The organism is uncultured Fibrella sp., assembly GCF_964250085.1.
GTDB lineage: Bacteria > Bacteroidota > Bacteroidia > Cytophagales > Spirosomataceae > Fibrella.
Genome location: NZ_CAXUEC010000002.1, coordinates 172146 through 190516 on the forward strand (window position 1 = coordinate 172146; position 18371 = coordinate 190516).

General features: G+C 54.1%; 16 protein-coding genes and 1 other RNA gene. 6 read left to right on the plus strand and 11 right to left on the minus strand.

Annotated elements, in window-relative coordinates:
- Positions 1-11: 11 nt before the first annotated feature.
- The 4 genes from menD to ACFE8Q_RS06225 form a co-directional block, all read right to left on the minus strand.
- Positions 12-1736, minus strand: a complete 1725-nt coding sequence (gene menD, locus ACFE8Q_RS06210) for a 2-succinyl-5-enolpyruvyl-6-hydroxy-3-cyclohexene-1-carboxylic-acid synthase (RefSeq protein ID WP_375444505.1) — start codon at positions 1734-1736, stop codon at positions 12-14.
- A 119-nt stretch (positions 1737-1855) separates the two neighbouring features.
- Complete coding sequence (locus tag ACFE8Q_RS06215; protein ID WP_375444506.1) at positions 1856-2281, minus strand: EVE domain-containing protein; 426 nt, start codon at positions 2279-2281, stop codon at positions 1856-1858.
- A 150-nt stretch (positions 2282-2431) separates the two neighbouring features.
- Positions 2432-4630: a molybdopterin cofactor-binding domain-containing protein gene (locus ACFE8Q_RS06220; protein ID WP_375444507.1), complete on the minus strand. Its 2199-nt coding sequence runs from the start codon at positions 4628-4630 to the stop codon at positions 2432-2434.
- Entirely contained in the window at positions 4627-5133 is a 507-nt protein-coding gene (locus ACFE8Q_RS06225) for a (2Fe-2S)-binding protein (protein ID WP_375444508.1), read from the minus strand. Before ACFE8Q_RS06225 ends, ACFE8Q_RS06220 begins: the two co-directional genes overlap by 4 nt.
- A 691-nt stretch (positions 5134-5824) precedes the next feature.
- Here ACFE8Q_RS06225 and ACFE8Q_RS06230 point away from each other — a divergent pair.
- Positions 5825-9601 (plus strand): SdrD B-like domain-containing protein, encoded by a 3777-nt coding sequence (locus tag ACFE8Q_RS06230; RefSeq protein ID WP_375444509.1) that lies wholly within the window; start codon positions 5825-5827, stop codon positions 9599-9601.
- A 59-nt stretch (positions 9602-9660) separates the two neighbouring features.
- Here the strand turns inward: ACFE8Q_RS06230 and ACFE8Q_RS06235 are convergent, their stop codons facing one another.
- A complete protein-coding gene (locus tag ACFE8Q_RS06235) occupies positions 9661-9888 on the minus strand; it encodes a hypothetical protein (RefSeq protein WP_375444510.1) in 228 nt (75 codons plus the stop codon).
- 43 nt (positions 9889-9931) lie between these two features.
- Positions 9932-10450, minus strand: a complete 519-nt coding sequence (locus ACFE8Q_RS06240; RefSeq protein WP_375444511.1) for a hypothetical protein — start codon at positions 10448-10450, stop codon at positions 9932-9934.
- A 44-nt stretch (positions 10451-10494) separates the two neighbouring features.
- Here ACFE8Q_RS06240 and ACFE8Q_RS06245 point away from each other — a divergent pair, with 44 nt between their 5' ends.
- Positions 10495-11031, plus strand: a complete 537-nt coding sequence (locus tag ACFE8Q_RS06245; RefSeq protein ID WP_375444512.1) for a pyridoxamine 5'-phosphate oxidase family protein — start codon at positions 10495-10497, stop codon at positions 11029-11031.
- Between the two features lie 104 nt (positions 11032-11135).
- Here ACFE8Q_RS06245 and ACFE8Q_RS06250 read toward each other — a convergent pair whose 3' ends face one another.
- Positions 11136-12134 carry a glycoside hydrolase family 43 protein gene (locus ACFE8Q_RS06250; protein ID WP_375445140.1) on the minus strand — a complete coding sequence of 333 codons (999 nt, stop codon included), beginning with the start codon at positions 12132-12134 and terminating at the stop codon, positions 11136-11138.
- A 358-nt stretch (positions 12135-12492) separates the two neighbouring features.
- Between ACFE8Q_RS06250 and ACFE8Q_RS06255 the strand changes: the two genes are divergently transcribed.
- Positions 12493-12909, plus strand: coding sequence for a hypothetical protein (locus ACFE8Q_RS06255; protein WP_375444513.1), 417 nt, complete (start codon positions 12493-12495; stop codon positions 12907-12909).
- 113 nt (positions 12910-13022) lie between these two features.
- Here ACFE8Q_RS06255 and ssrA read toward each other — a convergent pair.
- Positions 13023-13396: a transfer-messenger RNA gene (gene ssrA, locus ACFE8Q_RS06260) on the minus strand.
- A gap of 360 nt (positions 13397-13756) precedes the next feature.
- On the opposite strand from ssrA, the gene ACFE8Q_RS06265 reads away from it, so the two are divergent.
- Positions 13757-14398: a hypothetical protein gene (locus ACFE8Q_RS06265; RefSeq protein ID WP_375444514.1), complete on the plus strand. Its 642-nt coding sequence runs from the start codon at positions 13757-13759 to the stop codon at positions 14396-14398.
- A gap of 77 nt (positions 14399-14475) precedes the next feature.
- Here the strand turns inward: ACFE8Q_RS06265 and ACFE8Q_RS06270 are convergent, their stop codons facing one another.
- Positions 14476-15429 (minus strand): phosphatase, encoded by a 954-nt coding sequence (locus ACFE8Q_RS06270; RefSeq protein ID WP_375444515.1) that lies wholly within the window; start codon positions 15427-15429, stop codon positions 14476-14478.
- A 58-nt stretch (positions 15430-15487) separates the two neighbouring features.
- Here ACFE8Q_RS06270 and rpsU point away from each other — a divergent pair, with 58 nt between their 5' ends.
- Both rpsU and ACFE8Q_RS06280 read left to right on the plus strand, forming a co-directional pair.
- On the plus strand, positions 15488-15685 hold the full coding sequence (gene rpsU / locus ACFE8Q_RS06275) for a 30S ribosomal protein S21 (RefSeq protein WP_085413261.1): 198 nt from the start codon (positions 15488-15490) through the stop codon (positions 15683-15685).
- Positions 15686-15784: 99 nt separating this feature from the next.
- Entirely contained in the window at positions 15785-16717 is a 933-nt protein-coding gene (locus ACFE8Q_RS06280) for a tyrosine-type recombinase/integrase (RefSeq protein WP_375444516.1), read from the plus strand.
- Between the two features lie 133 nt (positions 16718-16850).
- Here the strand turns inward: ACFE8Q_RS06280 and ACFE8Q_RS06285 are convergent, their stop codons facing one another.
- Both ACFE8Q_RS06285 and ACFE8Q_RS06290 read right to left on the minus strand, forming a co-directional pair.
- On the minus strand, positions 16851-17543 hold the full coding sequence (locus tag ACFE8Q_RS06285) for a hypothetical protein (RefSeq protein WP_375444517.1): 693 nt from the start codon (positions 17541-17543) through the stop codon (positions 16851-16853).
- 9 nt (positions 17544-17552) lie between these two features.
- Positions 17553-18248 (minus strand): DUF4136 domain-containing protein, encoded by a 696-nt coding sequence (locus ACFE8Q_RS06290; RefSeq protein ID WP_375444518.1) that lies wholly within the window; start codon positions 18246-18248, stop codon positions 17553-17555.
- Positions 18249-18371 lie beyond the last annotated feature (123 nt).

Here is an 18371-nt window from a genome sequence, read left to right on the forward strand (position 1 = left end):
GCCGTCTAAGACTACAACCTCAGCTTATACGCTCTGAATGCTTCAGCATTCACGTACTTATCGGTGGTGATTTCGAGCAGTTTAGGCATTGTCGAAGCAGCGAAGAACGCACCCAGGGCGGTGGCTAACGTACCTGCATCGGCTACCTGCTGATACGCCACCCCAAAGTCGGCGCAGGTACGTTCGGCGGTCAGGTGATGGGGCGTTTCAAAATACGTTTCCAGTTCGGGCTGCTGGGATGAGCCGTCGATGATACGAAAAATATGGCCCGACGCATTATTCAGTAAAACAATACGAAGATTCGGCGGTAACTCATTCTGCCATAGTGCATTACGGTCGTAGAAAAACGCCACGTCCCCGATCAGTACCGTCACGATGGCGTCGGTGCAGAGGGCGGCACCCACGGCTGTACTCAGGCAACCGTCGATGCCGCTTGTTCCCCGATTGGCCCAGACCCGCACCGCCTGACTGGCTTCCAGTCCGCACATGTTGGCGTAGCGAACGGGCATACTGTTGGCCAGATGCAGGTGCGAACCGGTCGGTAACGCCTCCAGCACGGCTTGCGTGGCGACCCAATCCGTAAACGGCGACTCCCGCAGTGACTGGGCTACCACCCGTCGCGCGGCCTGTTCGGCGGCCTGCCAGGCAGTCAGGTAGTCGGCTTCTTGGTCATCATCTTCCACGCCTTCACGGAAGTGCTGGTAATCGAGATCGGCAAATAGCGTCTGAAAAAAGTACAGCGGCTCCACGGGAATCCGTGTCGTCAGCGACTGAAACGAGTCGATCAGCCGGTCGCCATATGGTTGAATATGCCAGTGCTGAACAGCCGGGTAACGCCGGAAGTACGTTTTCAGGTTGCGCGTCAGAAAGGAGTTGCCCATCGTAATGAGCAGGTCCGGCCGCAGGTTTTCGAGTTCTTCTTCATCGGGCTGGCCCAGAATCGTATCCGACTGGCTAATGAAAAGGTCGTTGCGGCCCAGGTTGCTGATGATCTCCCCCACCACAGGTACGTTCAGTTCACGGCTTATTTGCGTCAGTACCTGCTGTAGTTCGGGCAGGTACGTTGTTTGACCAACCAGGATCAGTTTACGTTCAGCGCGTTCCCAATCGGCCAGTAAGCGGTGCCATGTTTCGGCAGGAAGTTGCGGCGTTACGGGTAGTTGCTCGATGACCCGCCCCCGTTCGGACCGAAACGGTTCGTCGGATTTTGGGTAAAACGGTTCGCGCAGGGGTACATTCACGTGAACCGGCCCGGCCGGTCCGCCGCGGCTCAGGTCATAGGCTTCGTTGATCATTCGCTCAATAAACCAGCGGGCGTCGGCATGGCTGTAATCGGCGGGCAGATCATAGCTACGCTTCACATGCGTGCCAAACAGACCCGCCTGATCGATCGTCTGCCCGTCCTGTTGATGCAACCACTCATGAGGCCGGTCGGCGGTGAGTAGTATCAATGGAACCTGCTGAAAATAAGCCTCGACCACGGCCGGACTCAGGTTATACACCGCACTTCCCGACGTACAAATAAGTGCCACGGGCGTCTGCGTTTGCTGGGCCATTCCCAGGGCCGTGAAGCCAGCCGCCCGTTCGTCGGGCACCACCCGCACGCGCAGGCCGGGGTGGCGCGCTACGGCAATCGTCAGTGGTGCCGACCGCGACCCCGGCGACACGACGACATCGCGCAGCCCTTTCTGGTGCAGCAACTCAACAAGATTCAGTATAGGCTGAAGGATGGGCATTTTTTTAAACGTCACCAATTGGTCATTACGCTCCGCTGTCAATGATAGTCATTATACATCTCTTGCCATAAATGGCCATGAATGACAGCGCAGCGTAATGACCAATCAATGACAAATGTTTAGTTATTCCCCATTCTCACGATCAGGTCGAACTCATCGGGTTTGATGGGCATGACCGAGAGGCGGGATTGTTTGATGAGGGCAATGTTGGCCAGCATGGGCTCGGCCTTGATTTGCGCCAGCGAAACAGGGTTGGCAAAAGCCAGGGTCGGCTCCAGTTCAACTACGCACCAGGGCGTTTGTTTACCGGCGGGCGCAGGATCGGCCGTTGGGTCGGGATATGCTTCGCAGACTACGTTGGCTAATCCAACTACGGCAGGTTTGGTGACGCTATGATAGAAAAGCACCTGATCGCCGGCGCGCATGGCCTGTAAGTTATTGCGGGCCTGATAGTTGCGAACACCGTCCCAGGTGGCGCGGCCCTGCGCGGTGAAATGATGCCAGCCGTACGTTTCCGGCTCAGACTTGACTAACCAGTAATTCATGAGGCAAAAGTAGAAAAAGGAGTCCAACACAGAGCGGTCCGACGTCTCGGCGCTGAGTACACAGAGATACAAAAGTGAAAAGTAGTTTTTCTCTGTGTACTCAGCGCCGAAACGTCGGACCGCTCTGTGTTGGACTCCCTTTCTTTCCTATTACACTTTCGCTAAATCAATTGGTAGTCGGCGGATGCGTTGGCCAGTAGCGGCGAAAACGGCGTTGGCGAGCGCCGGAGCCAGGGGTGGCAAACCGGGTTCACCAACACCTTTTATGGTATTACCACCGTCGGCCAGGATGTGTACCTCAACGATTGGCATCTCATTGATTCGCAGCATTTTATTGGTATCAAAGTTGACCTGCTGTGCCTGCCCGTTTACGAACGTGATACCCTCTTTCGTAGCAGCACCCAGCCCCATACAGATCGCTCCTTCTACCTGATTTCGTACCATATCGGGATTGACAACCGTGCCCAGATCAATGACGCAGTATACCTTGTCGACTTTCACCGAGCCATCTTTCTGCTTCGATACCTCGACAACCTGACCAGCCAAACCAGCGAAAAAATTCCACTGCGCTACGCCGCGGCCTTTTCCAGGCGGCAGGGGTTTGTCCCAGTTTGAGATTTCGCGGAGTTTGGCCAGCACCTTCTTCGTGTCTGACTCCTTCGTGAGCATCGCCATCCGGTAATCCATCGGGTCTTTCTTCGCCTGATGCGCCATCTCGTCGATGAAACATTCGTGCGAGAACGCCAGCGTCGTACTCGTTACAGCCCGCCAGTAGCCCGTTGGAATCTGTAAGTCAGCAAAAACGTAGCGGTTATCGACGTTTGGCATCTCGTACTGTTGATCGCTGATCCCCTCCGTCATGGTTTTGTCGGGCTTATCGGCTTTGTGGCCACGACCCAACGTGGCATCGATCGACGGCGAAATGACTTTATGCTGGAAGGCCACCGGCATGCCGTCGGCACCGAGGCCAGCCCGGAAAGCCGAAAACGTCATGGGACGGAAAGGGCCGAGTTGCGTATCGTCTTCGCGCGTCCAGACCACTTTCACGGGCTTACCCACCGATTTGGCAATGTGGGCCGCTTCGAGCACAAAATCCTGAAATAACCGTCGGCCAAAGCCACCTCCATTGAACGTGATATTGACCTTTACGTCGGTCGGCTTGATCTTGAACTCGTCGGCCATTTTTGACTTGATCCAGTCCGGTGCCTGCGACGAGGTCCATATCTCGACGGTATCCGGCGTTGGCCAGTTTACCACACAGTTCATCGGCTCCATCGGCGAGTGGCTCACCATCGGCGTTTCGTAAAAAGCCTCGATTTTGGTGGGCGCATCGGCAATGGCTTTGCTGAAATCACCGGCTGTATGATCAACCACACCATCCTGTTTTGCCAGTTCATGAAGATGCTGTTCATACGCTGCGGTGTTGAACGTATCCAGGCCCTGATGGTCCCACTTGACCGCCAATGCCCGGCGGCCTTTCAGCGCAGCCCAGTACGTATCGGCCACAACGGCTACCCCATCATACCGGTTCAGTTCGAGCACCCGGGTCGCCTTCACCACCTGCCGAACGCCTTTTATCTGCTTCGTTTTGGTATCGTCGAAACTAATCAACTTACTGCCGATAACGGGACTGCGTTCCACGGAGGCGTAGAGCATGCCGGGCACCTTGATGTCGATACCGAACTGCGCCCTGCCTGATGACTTGGCAGGTACTTCGGGCCGGAGCGATGGCTTACCCAGGATGGTAAAGTCCTTAGGATCTTTCAGTTTGGGGCTGGTCGGGACAGGTAATTTCGACGCCACATCGATCAGATCACCGTAGCCGATGCTTCGTCCCGACGCTTTATGATGCACCTGCGCGTTGGCAACGGTACACTCTTCGGCAGGTACGTTCCACTGCTGGCTGGCAGCACTCACGAGCATCTCGCGGGCCGACGCGCCCACTTTCCGAAGGGCCATGTAGCTCCCCCGAACCGACGAACTGCCGCCCGAAATCTGGCCACCAAACCCTTTTTCACCACCCGTTTGCAGAATCGTCACCTGATTCAGCGCTACGCCAAGCTCTTCCGCGATCAGCGCCGGCACCGACTGGAACGTACCCTGACCCATATCGGGTTTGGGGTTCATGATCGTAATTTTTCCGGGCTTACTACTTACCGATTTCTCAATAATGATGTAGGGCGTTAGTGCGGTACCAACGGCTGCCGCATTGATATTGAGCAGGCCGAGGCCAGGGGCAACCGGTACGCCCGCATTGGCCGACGACAGACCCAGAACCAGCGCTCCGCCCGCCAGGCCCAGCGTCTTCAGGAAGTCGCGCCGGTTGGCTGTTAGTAATTCTTCGCTCATCGTTTTCCAAGTTTAGCCGCGTTCTTAGGTGCTTTAGGGGCGGCACTGATCTCGGCCGAAGCCGTATGAATGGCCTGCCGAATACGGACGTAGGTGCCGCAACGGCAGATGTTGCCCTGCATGGCGGCGTCGATATCGGCGTCGGTTGGTCTGGGAATCTGTTTCAGCAAGGCTACTGCCGACATAATCTGCCCCGACTGGCAGTACCCGCACTGCGGTACCTGATGCTCGATCCAGGCTTTCTGAACGGGGTGATCCGCATTTTTGGAGAGCCCTTCAATGGTGGTAATCTTTTGCCCGGCAACGGCCGAAACCGGTACACTGCATGAGCGAATTGGCGCGCCGTCGAGATGAACTGTACAGGCACCGCACTGAGCTATTCCACAGCCGAACTTAGTACCCGTCAGGCCCACTACGTCGCGAATTGCCCACAATAACGGCATGTCTGGGTCAACATCGAGCGTTTGCGGCTGGTTGTTGATGGTGAGTTTAATCATTGCCATATTCCTGATTGTTAATTCGTTTCAGGGAAAGCGAAGATACGCATAGTTGTCGAGAAAAGGCAGTAGCGAATCAGGCTGAATGCTGGACACTGCCCATCGGGAACCGGGGACAATTGACTGACGGCCAATAACACACAGATGGTGAAGTTGCTGGCTGTAGAATAAATAACCCGGCGGGTTACTTCTACCTGCCAATTATCGAACTGCCTACTACCTTCTTAAGTCTACATTACAGATTGGTGCAATTTTTGTAACCACAGGAAACTTTTCTTTTAGAGCGGCGCTACAAAGCATCAATTAAACTTTCTTATCATTTATAGTCACTATTCTCACCTCCCGAAACCTAAATCGGGGAGTGGTATGAATGTTGACACATATGAAATCACGCACAATCCAAAACTACATAACTAGTATTTAATAATTTCTGGAAAACGTAAACCAGTAATCATATCGACCAACTGCCATACCCCTGCTACGCTTAGCTTATTCTCCTCCAGTGCGTCCACCATTTACTCAACATTTAAGCTCACCAAGCATGATGCTACGGCTACTTGTGCCCCTGCTTAGTCAACTGTTATTTGTATCCTCACCAGCACTCACCAGTTTCTCAACGACGTCTTCACCACCAGTTAACGCCAGTCGCCGTGCCAGTTCAGGCAAGCCAGCATTAGTGGTTAGGTCTGTCCCGAGAGTGCCTACAAAAGACCGTTTATCGACTCATACACTACTACGTTCCGCCAACATACCGGCTACTTTACCAATCAACGCAGACAACGATTGCGGACTAAGCCTGAAAACCAGTGTGTCGGGCTGTTACTCGGTTAGTGGACTTAGCAAAGCAACCGTAAGTGCCGAAGTGAGTTGGACCAACGTACCTGAGGGCGAAGAAATTCTTGTTCAGTTGGGTACCCAAACAAAGACAATCATCCCGCGAGATCAGTCTACCGTAACGGAGGCCGACATGCATAGTCCACAGGTGGTAGCGTTTGACATCGATGCCAACAGCGCACCCGTCAGCGTGTCGGTTATCTACGCGGCCTGTGTCGTATCGAATACGCTCACCGCCCCGGCACCCTGCCAACCATTGGCCTGCGTCGGCCTGGGCGGAACGGTATTCAAGGATTTCAACGCCGACGGCGTGCACGATCCGGGCGAATCGACGGGCTTACCCGATATTGTTGTTCGGGCCATGACAGCCACGGGCTCCATGCTGACCACAACAACCGACTCGGTAGGTAAATATACGCTGGCCATCCCGTCGGTGAGTTATCCGGTGCGGGTCGAGTTCAGCAACATACCAACCTATGCCGGAAACGGAACGCCCAATGGACCGAATGGCCGCACCACCGTTCAGTTTGTCAACAGCCCCGACTGCGCCGTGGATCTGGGCGTGCTCAACGCGCAGGAGTATTGCCAGTCCGATCCGCTGATTATTGTGCCCTGTTTTGTGAATGGCGACCCCCTGCCTGCCGGTGCTCCGTCGGGCTCGATGGACGCCCTTGTGGCTTTTCCATATTCGTTGCGCGGCAACAAAGATATGAGCAAAATGACCCCCTTAGCCAGCGCCAGTCAGGTTGGGTCGTTATGGGGAACAGCCTATAACAAATTCACTAAACAACTCTATACCAGCGCCGTCATGCGTCGGCATGTTGGCCTTGGGCCTGGCGGTTTGGGCGGCATTTATGTAACCGACCTGTCGGGCTCCAGTCCGGGTCCGGCGACTACCAGCCTGTTTGTCGACGTAAGCACCCTGGGCATCAATCTCGGCGCGGTGCCTTCCAACACTGACCGGGGCCTGTATCCGTTGCCGGTTTCGCCCAGTTACGATTCGCTGGCCTTTGGTATGGTGGGGAAAGTGGGCATCGGCGATATGGACCTCGCCGAAGACGGCTCTTTGCTGTGGTTCACCAACCTGAGCGATGGGCAACTGTATTCGGTGCGTATTCCTGCCAGTGGTGCGCCCGGCCCCGGCGACTGGGCAGCGCATTCCTTACCGGCCGATGCGATCTGCCAGAGCGGCCTTCGCCGAATCTGGGGGGTGAAAACGTACCAGGGAAAAGTATATGTCGGCACGGTCTGCGATGCATCCGGGAGCAAAGACAAACGAGACCTGCGCGCCGTGGTCTTCGCCTACACACCCGGAGCGGGCAACGGGCTGGGCAGCGGGGGTACGTTCACCGTCGTTTTCGACTTTCCGCTAACGTACCCAAAAGGAGCACCCGACCGCACCGATTTCAGCGTGCGCGGCTGGTTCCCGTGGGAAGATTCGTTTGACAAACTTACTGTTGTCGCCAACAACTTCATCATTCATCCCCAACCCGTTCTGGCCGACATCCAGTTCGACATCGACGGGTCGATGGTGCTGGGCTTCAACGACCGGTCGGGCCTCCAACTCGGCTATCAGAATTTTAGCCTGACGGCCCCCAGCGAAACGCACTACTACAATATCAGCGGCGGCGATGTGTTACGGGCCTACTTTAGCAACGGAACCTACGTACTGGAAAACGCCGGCAAAGCTGGTCCAAACGTCGGGTCGAGCACCACCAATAATCAGGGGCCCGGCGCGGGCGAATTTTATAATGATGATTTCTATTATAGCAATGGCTTAGTCCACTCCGAAAATGCAAACGGTTCCCTGGCTATCCGGCCCGGTTCGGGCGAAGTGGTGGTTTCAACGATGGACCCGCTCAACGATCAGGCGTGGTCGGGTGGAGTACGGTTCCTCAGTAACACAACCGGTTTTTATACCTCGGGTAACAACGCAACCAGTTCGTATGTCATCTACCGCACCCAGGACGGCGATGGGGCCACGTTTGGTAAAGCGACCGGACTGGGCGGCGTAACGCTTGGCTGTGACCTGCCCAGTTACCTGCAACTTGGAAACCGGGTCTGGCAGGACGATAATCGTGATGGCGAACAGGAACCCGGCGAAAAGGGACTGGCGGGCGTGACCGTTTCGTTGCTTCAGAACAACACCATCATTGCCACCACTACCACCGACGCCCTTGGTGAATACTACTTTACGTATTCGCCCACCTCATCGACGGTGTCGGGCTCAACGCCATTGCTCTTACCCAACACCACCTACCAGATCATGTTTGGCGCGGGCGGGCAGTTTGCCGATAACATACTGACCGAATCGGGAGGCCGCTACCAGCTCACGGTAGCCAACGCGACAGGCAACACGCTCAACGACCTGACCGACTCCGACGCCCAGGTGACTACGCTGTCCGTTGGTACCGCACCGGTCATTACCGTGACCACAAGCAACTTCGGCTCGGTCGACCACAGCCTGGATGCCGGCTTTTACTGCCTGCCAACGGTTGTAGCAAGCCTGTCGGTTACGGCCCCCACCTGCCCGGGGAGCGCCACTATAGCCAATAATGACGGGCGGATTGATCTGACCGGTATTGACAACGGCGACAAAACGTTTCTGTACACAGCGGGCAATCCACCGTCGTATTCGGCTACCACCAATAGCCAACTGGTTGTGGACGGAAGCGTGAGCTATACGGACTTACCCAATCCAGTTAATGCCAATGGCGACAGCTATTCGATCATTGTCTACAATGGCCCATGTTGCTTTACCATTGTTTCGGCACTGCTGCCCCAAACCACCTGCGTACCCACCATAGCACTGGCCATAACGCCCGGCAACTGCAACACGCTCACCAATGAGTATACGCTGACGGGGGTGATTTCGCTGACGAACGCCATCACGGATACCGCCACCCTGGCCGATGGTAACGTAACCGCAACGGTATCCATCGCGGCGGGGGCCACATCGGTGCCCATCAACGTACCTGGCTTAGCGTCTGGTTCAGGTATACATACGCTCACGTTGAGCTATGCCGGGCAAACGGTTAGCCTAACCTACACCGCCCCGCCTAGCTGCACCGTCGCGGCCGATATAGCCCTGACGGGCACCAGCGTCTGCGCGGGCGAATCGACGGTGCTTACCGCTACGGGCTGCCAACTGGGCACAATTAGCTGGTCGGCCGGCACAACGCCCGATACCGGCCATTCAGTAACGGTGTCGACGGTCAGCCTGAACGCGATCACCAGTCCGGCCGTGCTGAGCTATACCGCCACCTGTACCATCGGCAACAGCGTGGCGTCGGCCGTAGCCAGCGTAGGTGTCTATCCAAAACCGGTCGTTGGCAACCTGGCGTCCGTTTGCAGCGGGCCGGGTACGTACACGATTTTGCTCACTGACCTGGTCAATACAGCGGCCACACTGACCTATGAACTAGTGCGGGGCAGTTCATTTGAGCTGGGTCTGCCGATGACAACGGGGAAGACAGCGTTGCCCGCCAACGGAGCGCTGGGTACGTTGCCACTGGCGGGCCGATACTGGCTTCGTATCTACAACGATACGGACTGTTTCACCACCGTCCCGGTTGATGTACAAGTTTGCGAATGCCCGGCCGACCGATGCCTGCCAATCGCCATCAGACAGATCAGGTAGCCGGATTCAGGCACCAGCAACGTACCTGGGCAGGGCTTTCTGCTGAAAAATTGATAACGTCAACCGGCGGACACGGCCTGTGTGAGGGGTGGCTGTATGAATACATCGGGCAATGGAAGCGGACTCCAGACGTATTCGCAGGCCATACAGCGAATGTCGATTGTATCGTTGGTGGGATTTGCCCACTGTCCGCGCAACCGGCTGGTAGCACGGCCCTGTGTGGGCGCTATCTGGCGTAAGGCCAATTCCATCGACTGGCAACGGGGGCAGTAGAGGTTGACGGGCATAGGAAAGGGGAGCGTTGAACTGATTTAGGAGAAACAGAACAGATCAAGCAAAGTGTGTGCCATTGCCCATCCAGACGGCCAGGTACGTGCCCCCGGAGCCCCATTGACTCACAACCAAATGACTTTTGGATGTCACCGACGTCAGGATACCATGATGCACTTCCCCCTCGACGCCTTTACCGGAGAACCCTTTTCGGATGACCTCTAGAAACTGGAGCAGGACTGGCAGGCCATTCTGCAAGCGCCCACCAACCACCGGGAAGCCGCCCGGCAGGCGCATCGCAAGGATATACTGCGGCAGTTGGCTGTGTATGAAGAGCGTATCGCCAGCACCGAGGGGGTCATCAGCCGCCTGTTCGCGCTCATTGATCGGGCACAGCAGTTGGACGTGACTAAAGGCCGTGGTGGCCAGTTTATTCCACATTATGAGTTGCTTATCGATAGCTTCGACAAGCAACTCACCCAAATCTACCACCTGCGCCGCCACTTGCAACAATGCCTGACCAACTGGAGGACAGGTGATGGTTTGAACATATATCGACGGCCAACGTTTATCCAGCATAACCCTTTGCCGCTGGAACAGCCAGCCACTCAACGCCCAATCATATGGATAGCATTAACCGTCAGCAGCCGGAAGAGAATCACAAGGACCTGGAACGTACCCAGGCCGGTCAGAAAATAAAAGAGCTGGCCACCAAAACGAACACCTGCTTCTTCTGTACGGACATCAGCACGGGCCAGCCGTTGACGGTGCGCCCTATGTCGGTGCAAAAAGTAGATGAGCAGGGTAATTTCTGGTTCCTGAGCGCCAACGACAGCCATAAGAATCAGGAAATAAAGACCGACGACCACGTTCAGTTACTATTTCAGGGCTCCTCGCATTCCGACTTCCTGAGTATCTACGGAACAGCGACGATATCGACCGACAAGGATCTGATCAAGGAACTGTGGGAGCCGATCCTCAAAACGTGGTTTACGGAAGGTGTCGACGATCCTCGCATAACGGTCATCAAAGTTGAAACCAACGAAGGCTACTACTGGGACAACAAACACGGTGATGCCGTGGCCCTCCTGAAAATGGCCGCCGGTGCCGTGCTTGGCAAAACGCTGGATGACTCGATTGAGGGTACGCTGACGGTGTAGAAATCGCCAGTCTGACCAGGGCTTTCTCATGAAAATCAGTTACGCCAAAACTTGCTGACGCTGCGCTTTGTGGAGCCGCACGTTAGCAAGTTTTGCATCTGCCATTAAGGCTTATACGACGTACCCACAACGAGCTTATCACCAGAAAAATCCACCTCAACGAGATGAGGAATCCGTATGGTGCGGCCGTTACTACTTTTATGGGTGTGAAGGGACATCAACCATTTGCCATCCAGGGTGCGGAACAGCATTCCGTGGCCGTAATTGGGTGGCGTGATGGGGTCGTTTTCCTGCACCCAGGGGCCATCCAGCGTGCCGCTTTTCGAATAGGCAACCCCTTGCGTGTAGACGTCATAGATCCAACTCGTCCAGATCATACCCAGCCTACCAGTTCCGGTACGGAATAGATACGGGCCGTCGGTCACTTTATTCGGACCAACTTTCCCATTCTCGTTTTGCCGGCTCCACGGACTTTCACTAGCTCGAAAAAGCAGTTTACCCTCCCCTACCGACCCACTTAAATCGGGCTTGAGTTCTATTTTCTCGATGGTGCCATTCAGGTTTTGCAGCCATTCGTAACAGTACACCATGTAGGGCTTCCCATCTGTATCCACCCAGAAAGTGCCGTCCAACGTCGGTTTATTGGCGGGCAGATACGTAGGATCGGCCATGGGTACGTAGGGCCCCTCGGGATTGTCGCTGACCAGCACATGACTGGCCCGCCGTTCGATGATATTCCCGCCGACGGTATCAATCTTCACGGCCCGATTGGTGAAGGTGGCAAAGTAATAATACTTGCCTTTGTAGGCGTGCAGTTCAGCGGCCCAGATCATCGGATTCTTTCCCATCCACGATGCAGGGTCAGTCTTGACGGGGTTGAACGGGCCAGTCCATTTTTTCAGGTCGTTGCTTTTCCACAGCATGCCCCCCGTGCCGGTCATGTAGTAGGTCGAGGTCTTTGTATGCGCCAGAATAAACGGGTCGCTCAGCCGAATCGAATCCAGCGGAATGTCCTGCCTGACTGGCTGCACTCTATTTTGCGAGAAAACAGCGGTCACACTACTGAGTAGCAAGGCTGCGAGTACTATTGCTTTTTTACCCATATATCGGTTCATTTCCTATCGCTATCGCGCTATTGTGACTAGTGGCCTGTAACGGTGCTATCCACGAGCAAAAGCGTAGCCAATGTGGATGTTACTGGTAAGAAAGGGCACAGTCAACTCCATTAAAGCCGCAACCAGTGGCCCGGTGTAGGCACCATTAACGCGAGGCGTTGCCCCTAAGTGCTTCCAAATGTAGACGTTGTAATGTGTAGCGATATGCCCCATCCATTTTACGCCTTCGCGTGTTAGTACAGAATCAGAGCTACAACATATCCTTATTCGTGATGTTTAGACCTCAAAGTTTCTAATCAACCTAAGCGCTTTACCAATGATCAAATCAATTCACATTAGAAGGTGCATGCGCATCGTTATTTTGTTTGCCTTTTTTGGAATGCTGCTCAGCAAGAAAAGTCTGGCACAGAGCAACCCGTTAACGAAGATTTATTTGTATAACGGTGGATCAATTGACATAAAAACCAGGGAATCATTAAACCAGCCTATTCGGGTTAGTGGATATACCTTGGTGGAAACCAATCTCGACAGTCTTTCCCTCAGCGTGCTTGGAGACCAGTTTGTCAGCGTTCCATTCGAGCGGGGGCGTACCTATTATTTTCGCGCCGTTGGCTCTGGCGTTACAACCGAAGGCTCCTTTACAACGTCTACCGAACAGGAGTTCTGGCTCAACGTTAATGCCTTTAGACGTGCTTCCCACCGATACCGCCATTATTTATTAGATAAGGAGTCGGGGTTAAAGCTGCTCGAGGAAAAACGGTGAGAACAAAGTCAGGAACTGCCTAAACATATGTATGTCGGTAAGTATCGCTTCTACAGAGGGGACGTAAAAATAAAACCCCGAAATCAGGCTGATTTCGGGGTTTTTCGCTTCTTTGGTGGAGACGCAGGGATTTGAACCCTGGTCCAGTCAAGGAAAGCGTCGCGCTTTCTACATGCTTAGTTGTGATTGGAATTGTCGGGCGGGCAACTGGCTCACAACAGGCCTATTGACAACCGTACATTGTTTTGTCTCGCTCCTTGTCACAATGATTATCGAAGCCAGCGCTGCGAGTCGACGCCTCCTGATCCAACCGGCAGCACGTAGGTCGGGGAGACGATGGCATTTGCTAAACCCTCCGGATTAAGCAGCCATGGCGTAGTTATATTCGCCAGTTATTGTTTTGACGATTTGTTCGGGTCGGGAAATACCGTCAACTCCCGGCATGCTTACACGCACTTTCGGCAAGCTGTCAATTCCAGTCGCCCCCAGGTAATGTACCTGAATAACCACGGGGTAGCCGCGAAAGTTTCCAGATCAGGGCCTTCCTGCGGCATCAGTCAGTCGGCAGCATTTAGCCAACGGCTGATTCCTGCGTTCTAAGAACGGGCTCAAAACTGGGTAAATTCACAAATCGGCCAGGTTTGCTCTTTGCCCGTCCCATTAATTAACTACTGGCTATCAGCCCATTGATACCGTACAATACGGCTATAAAAATTACTAGTCTATTAAGTTAGTATATTGGAACAGTTTTGATCAAAATCAGTTAACTTGGCAGTGAAATACAGTGCAATTAAGGGGATATCCCGTACAACGCTTGCAAGTAGAACCAGCCGGTTCTCCCAGGGCCATGACATTGACGCCTTTTGAAACGAGCCTGTACCGGCAGTTGGCCCGCTTTTTTGGGCAACATGACTTCGCGTTGCTTCCCGAAAAGAAGCAGTTCCGCAAAGTCACCCCAACCGGTTTTCAAAACGTCATCCTGTCGCCCTCGTATTATGGGCCTACCACCCTGCTCGACGTTAACTTCGGTTGCCGGAACGAGCAGGTGGAGCAGATTGCCCAGCAATTTTTGCCCACCCTTACCGACTTTCGGCCCGACGCCAATACGCTGCTGATCTCGATCGGCAAATACAAGCAGGTCAATCCGCCGCGCTATAGCATTCGCACCGATAGCGAACTGGATAGTGTGTGTGCGCAAATCACCGATTTCTTTACTGAAACCGGCTTCGATCTCATCGAACAATCGATGTCGCTGGGTACGTTGGATACAATTCTGAACGATAATCCCGTACAGCCTTGTCCGTTCGTCTATAACCAGACATTTCGCTGCTACAAAGGCCTGACCGTTGCCAGCCTGACGCATAATCCGCACTTTCTCGGCCTGATCGACCTGTACCGGCATCAACTCAGCCGCCAGTCGCAGAACGCCTACGAAGCGATGAACTTCGACCGGTTGGTGTCGTACCTGCAACATTACTCACCCAACTGATTTGGGATATTGGATGTCGGATTTGGGATTTATTGCTTACGCCAGGGTTTGCTCTGGCGTAAGCAATAAATCCCAAATCAGCTCAGTGCTCCCTCCTTCAGTGCGTAGGTCGACACGCTGATCGAATTGATGCCGTATGAGCGCAACACGAAGTCGATCAGGCAGACGGCTACAACGATCATGTCTACGCGCAGTTCGATCATGCCAGGCAGGGCCATTCGCTCGTCGTGGTTGCGCTCAATGAGCAGTTGGTAAAAATGATAAAAATCAGCGACGGGCAGCGTAAAAGCGGCCTGATCGGCGGGAGGCCACGTACCTGTCTGCTCGTGGAAATACATGTCGACCAGCGTGTCAAACGAGCCCGAGGAGCCAACCAGCACCGTAGGCTGATACTGATGCACAGCGTTGGTCAACGGCAATAGCTGCTCCTGAAAATATGTCTGCATGCGTCCAACTGCCGCCGGACTGATCAGGTCGGCTTCGCCCATGAAGCGTTCCATAAGCCGCTGCCCACCTATTTCGAAGCTCTGTTTCCAGAAAATACGGTTGTCGTTCCCAATGATAAATTCGACGCTGCCGCCGCCAATATCCATGACCATGACAGTAGCCCCGGCCGGAATAGCCCCCGACGACCGCACCCCTTTATAGATCAACCCGGCTTCTTCGTCACCCGAGATCACCCGGATTTTCAGGCCCGTTTCCTGAGCCACCCGCTCAATGAATGCCTGTTGATTCTGGGCTACCCGAATGGCACTGGTTCCGTAGACGGCCACATCGGCCGGATTGATTTCGTGTTGATCGAGCACCTCGCGGAAGTAGGTAAGAACACTCAGCGCCCGTTCTATGGCTTCGTCGGTGATGATGCGCTGGTTAATTCCGCCCCCACTGGCCGACGATGAACGTCCTATTTTGGCAGGTCTGCTCTCGCGAAAGAGCGTCTGATACGCTCCGTTGGAGTCAGAATCGGCATTTTTTTGAACAATCATCAGGTGGAACGTGTTGGTTCCGAGGTCGATCACCGCTTGTTTCATGTAGCAGATTTGCTATCTTTGCAGTCCGTTTTGCAAAACACAAAAATACCGGTATTACATGATTATCATTAACGTAAAAGAAAACGAGTCGATTGACAAAGCCCTGAAGCGGTTCAAGAAGAAATTCGAGAAGACAGGGGTGTTGCGTTCACTGCGCTCACGTACTGCTTTCCAAAAGCCTTCGATCAGCCGTCGGAAGGACGTCATTCGCGCTGCCTACAAAGAAAAAATGTACGGCAACCACACGCAGCAGTAGTCGATCGTTTTGATCGGCGCCCGTTGTCTGAACCGGAATTTTCCGGCGGTATAGGATTACCAGGTTTCACGAATAGGTACGTATCTTCGTTCTATTCCTATGCAGCCCGTCCCTCCTATACCGCCGGCGAGTTCCGGTTCTGATTTTTTGCAGCATATCCGCTACGAAAAGCGGCTGAGCCATCACACGCTGGTGGCCTATGAAAACGACCTGCTTCAGTTCACCGAATTTTTGCAGGAGCACCACTCAGGTACGTTGCCTGCTCAGGCCGATCACCTGCTTATCCGCGCCTGGATCGTTCACCTGGTCGAAGCCAAACTCGACAAATCGACGGTAAACCGGAAGATCGCCACCTTGCGTAGCTTCTACGGTTATCTACTTCGCCGTCAGCAGATTGCCGTCGATCCGATGCAGAAGATTGTGGCGCTGAAGATGAGTAAAAAGCTGCCGACTTTCGTGGAAGAAAAGCCAATGGCCACCCTCCTCGACGACATCGACTTCCCCGACGATTTCATTGGCCTGCGCGACAAACTGGTGCTCGAACTGCTCTACGGCACCGGTATCCGCCTCAGCGAACTCACCGGCCTGAAACACGCCGACATCAACCCGTATGACCGGACCATCACGGTATTGGGCAAGCGCAACAAGCACCGGCTCATTCCCCTGATGCCGCCCCTTTTCGAGTTAATTACGCACTACCAGCAGCAAAAAACCATCTTCTTTGACGGAAAAGCTGATCCTGCAACGCTCATTGTCAGCGACAAAGGCATTGCCGCCTACCCCGTTCTGATTCAGCGGATCGTCAGTAAGTACCTGTCGCTGGTGACCACCCTGTCAACGAAAAGCCCCCACGTGTTGCGCCATACGTTTGCCACGCATCTGCTCAACCGGGGGGCCGACTTAAACGCTATCAAGGATTTACTGGGCCACAGCAGCCTCGCCGCCACTCAGATTTACACCCACACAAGCCTGGATCAGCTTAAAAAAGCCCACGATCAGGCCCATCCGAAAGGGGGAAAGAGAAGTAGTTAGTTGCGGCTTTACCCCTAAATCCCCTGAAGGGGACTTTGCGCTGCTAGTTCATAAAATGAAGATTAGCGGAGCAAAAGTCCCCTTCAGGGGATTTAGGGGTAAAGCCGCACGCGAAGCATTCGACTCTTATTTCTCAATAAAACCGGAACGTCAACCCTGCGGAAAGCATCAGGTTCTGAGCGTTGTTAATCTCGTTGTAGTTGTAGAAAACGTTCTGGTACTGGGCCTGCACTTCGCCGCCCAGACCACCTTCGCGTTTACCAAATACTTTCACCCCAATGGCCGGGGCAATGGCTCCGGCAAACTTCTTGTTGGCATCAGACAGGACACCGTAAAAGTTGGTGTAGTTTACGAAAGCACCGCCCCCGGCGATCTGCACGTACGGACGAATCGCCGCCGCCGGGTCAGCAAAATAATAAGCAGCCGTAGCCATCACCGGGGTGATTGTTAGCGTACGGGTCTGCACCGCCGAGATCGTTTCGTCGCCAAGCTGATAGACGGCTCGTGGGAGCCGTTGCTGACTGTACTGATAGCCCGATTGTAAACCCAGCGAAAACTGCTGCGGGAACTGCCATTCCATCGTCACCAGCGCATTGGCGGGCGAAACCTTATCGATGTAATTCCGCGACGTACCCATCGGCAGGCCAATACCATAGCGTATTGATCCATTGAACGTAACGTACCTGTTGTAGGTCGATTCGCGAATGAGGTTGTAGGCATTGGTCTCTTTTCCATTGCCATAATCAGTGTTGCCAGGCTGGGTTTGAGCCCAGCCAGTTGAAGCGGCCAACAGCAACGCGGCTGTCAGCAAGTGTGTGAGTTTCATACGGATGTCTTAACGGGTTGGACGCAGGTACGTTGATTGCGCGAAGGTGTCGGCAATGAGCTGATCGACGGCGTTGTCATCAAAGACGCCGTTACCTCGCACTTCGGCCATGAACAGCACGCGCAACTGGTTTTGCGGAGCGTTTGGGTCAGTGTTGGGTGTAACGATTGGCCGGTTTTTCAGGTCAACAAGCTGAATGCGCCAGAACTGGTCCGAAATCTGATAATACTGGTAATAGCCCGGTGAATAGAACGGATCATAAAAACCACCATAGCCGGGTCCGAAACCGCCCCAATAGCTACTGTAGTAACCGGCATACGGGTTGGTAGCCACACCGGTATACTGATTGTTCACGCGTGTGATCGCCACCCCCAAATCAGCCGATTGCCCAGCCGACACGCGCCGGAACCCCCTATTGGTCAGTTCGGTAGCAACGCGGGAAACGAACCGCTGCTCAGTTGGCAATGCCGACTGCTGGTATCGGTCGTTGGATTCGACCAGCACCGAATCGGGCAAGCTAAACGTTGCATATTGGCTGAAATCGGCCTGCCGATCGTAGTTGGTGATAATCACATTCGAGTCCTGCGGACTCAGGTCATTCGTAGCGTTATTGCTACAGGCTGTCAGGCCAAAAACCAGGCCAATTGCCACAGCCACAGCGGCCACCCCCCGAACGGGACGCCGCCATACGTTGCTCATGTTCATAGATAAAACGTTGATTGTTTACTAGTAATAAAACGTATAGACCAGATCATTAGTTTTTCGGGACCTGTTCCCTAATTGAATTCTAATAAGTTGGAACCGGTGGGACAGCATGGCCTTCTTTTT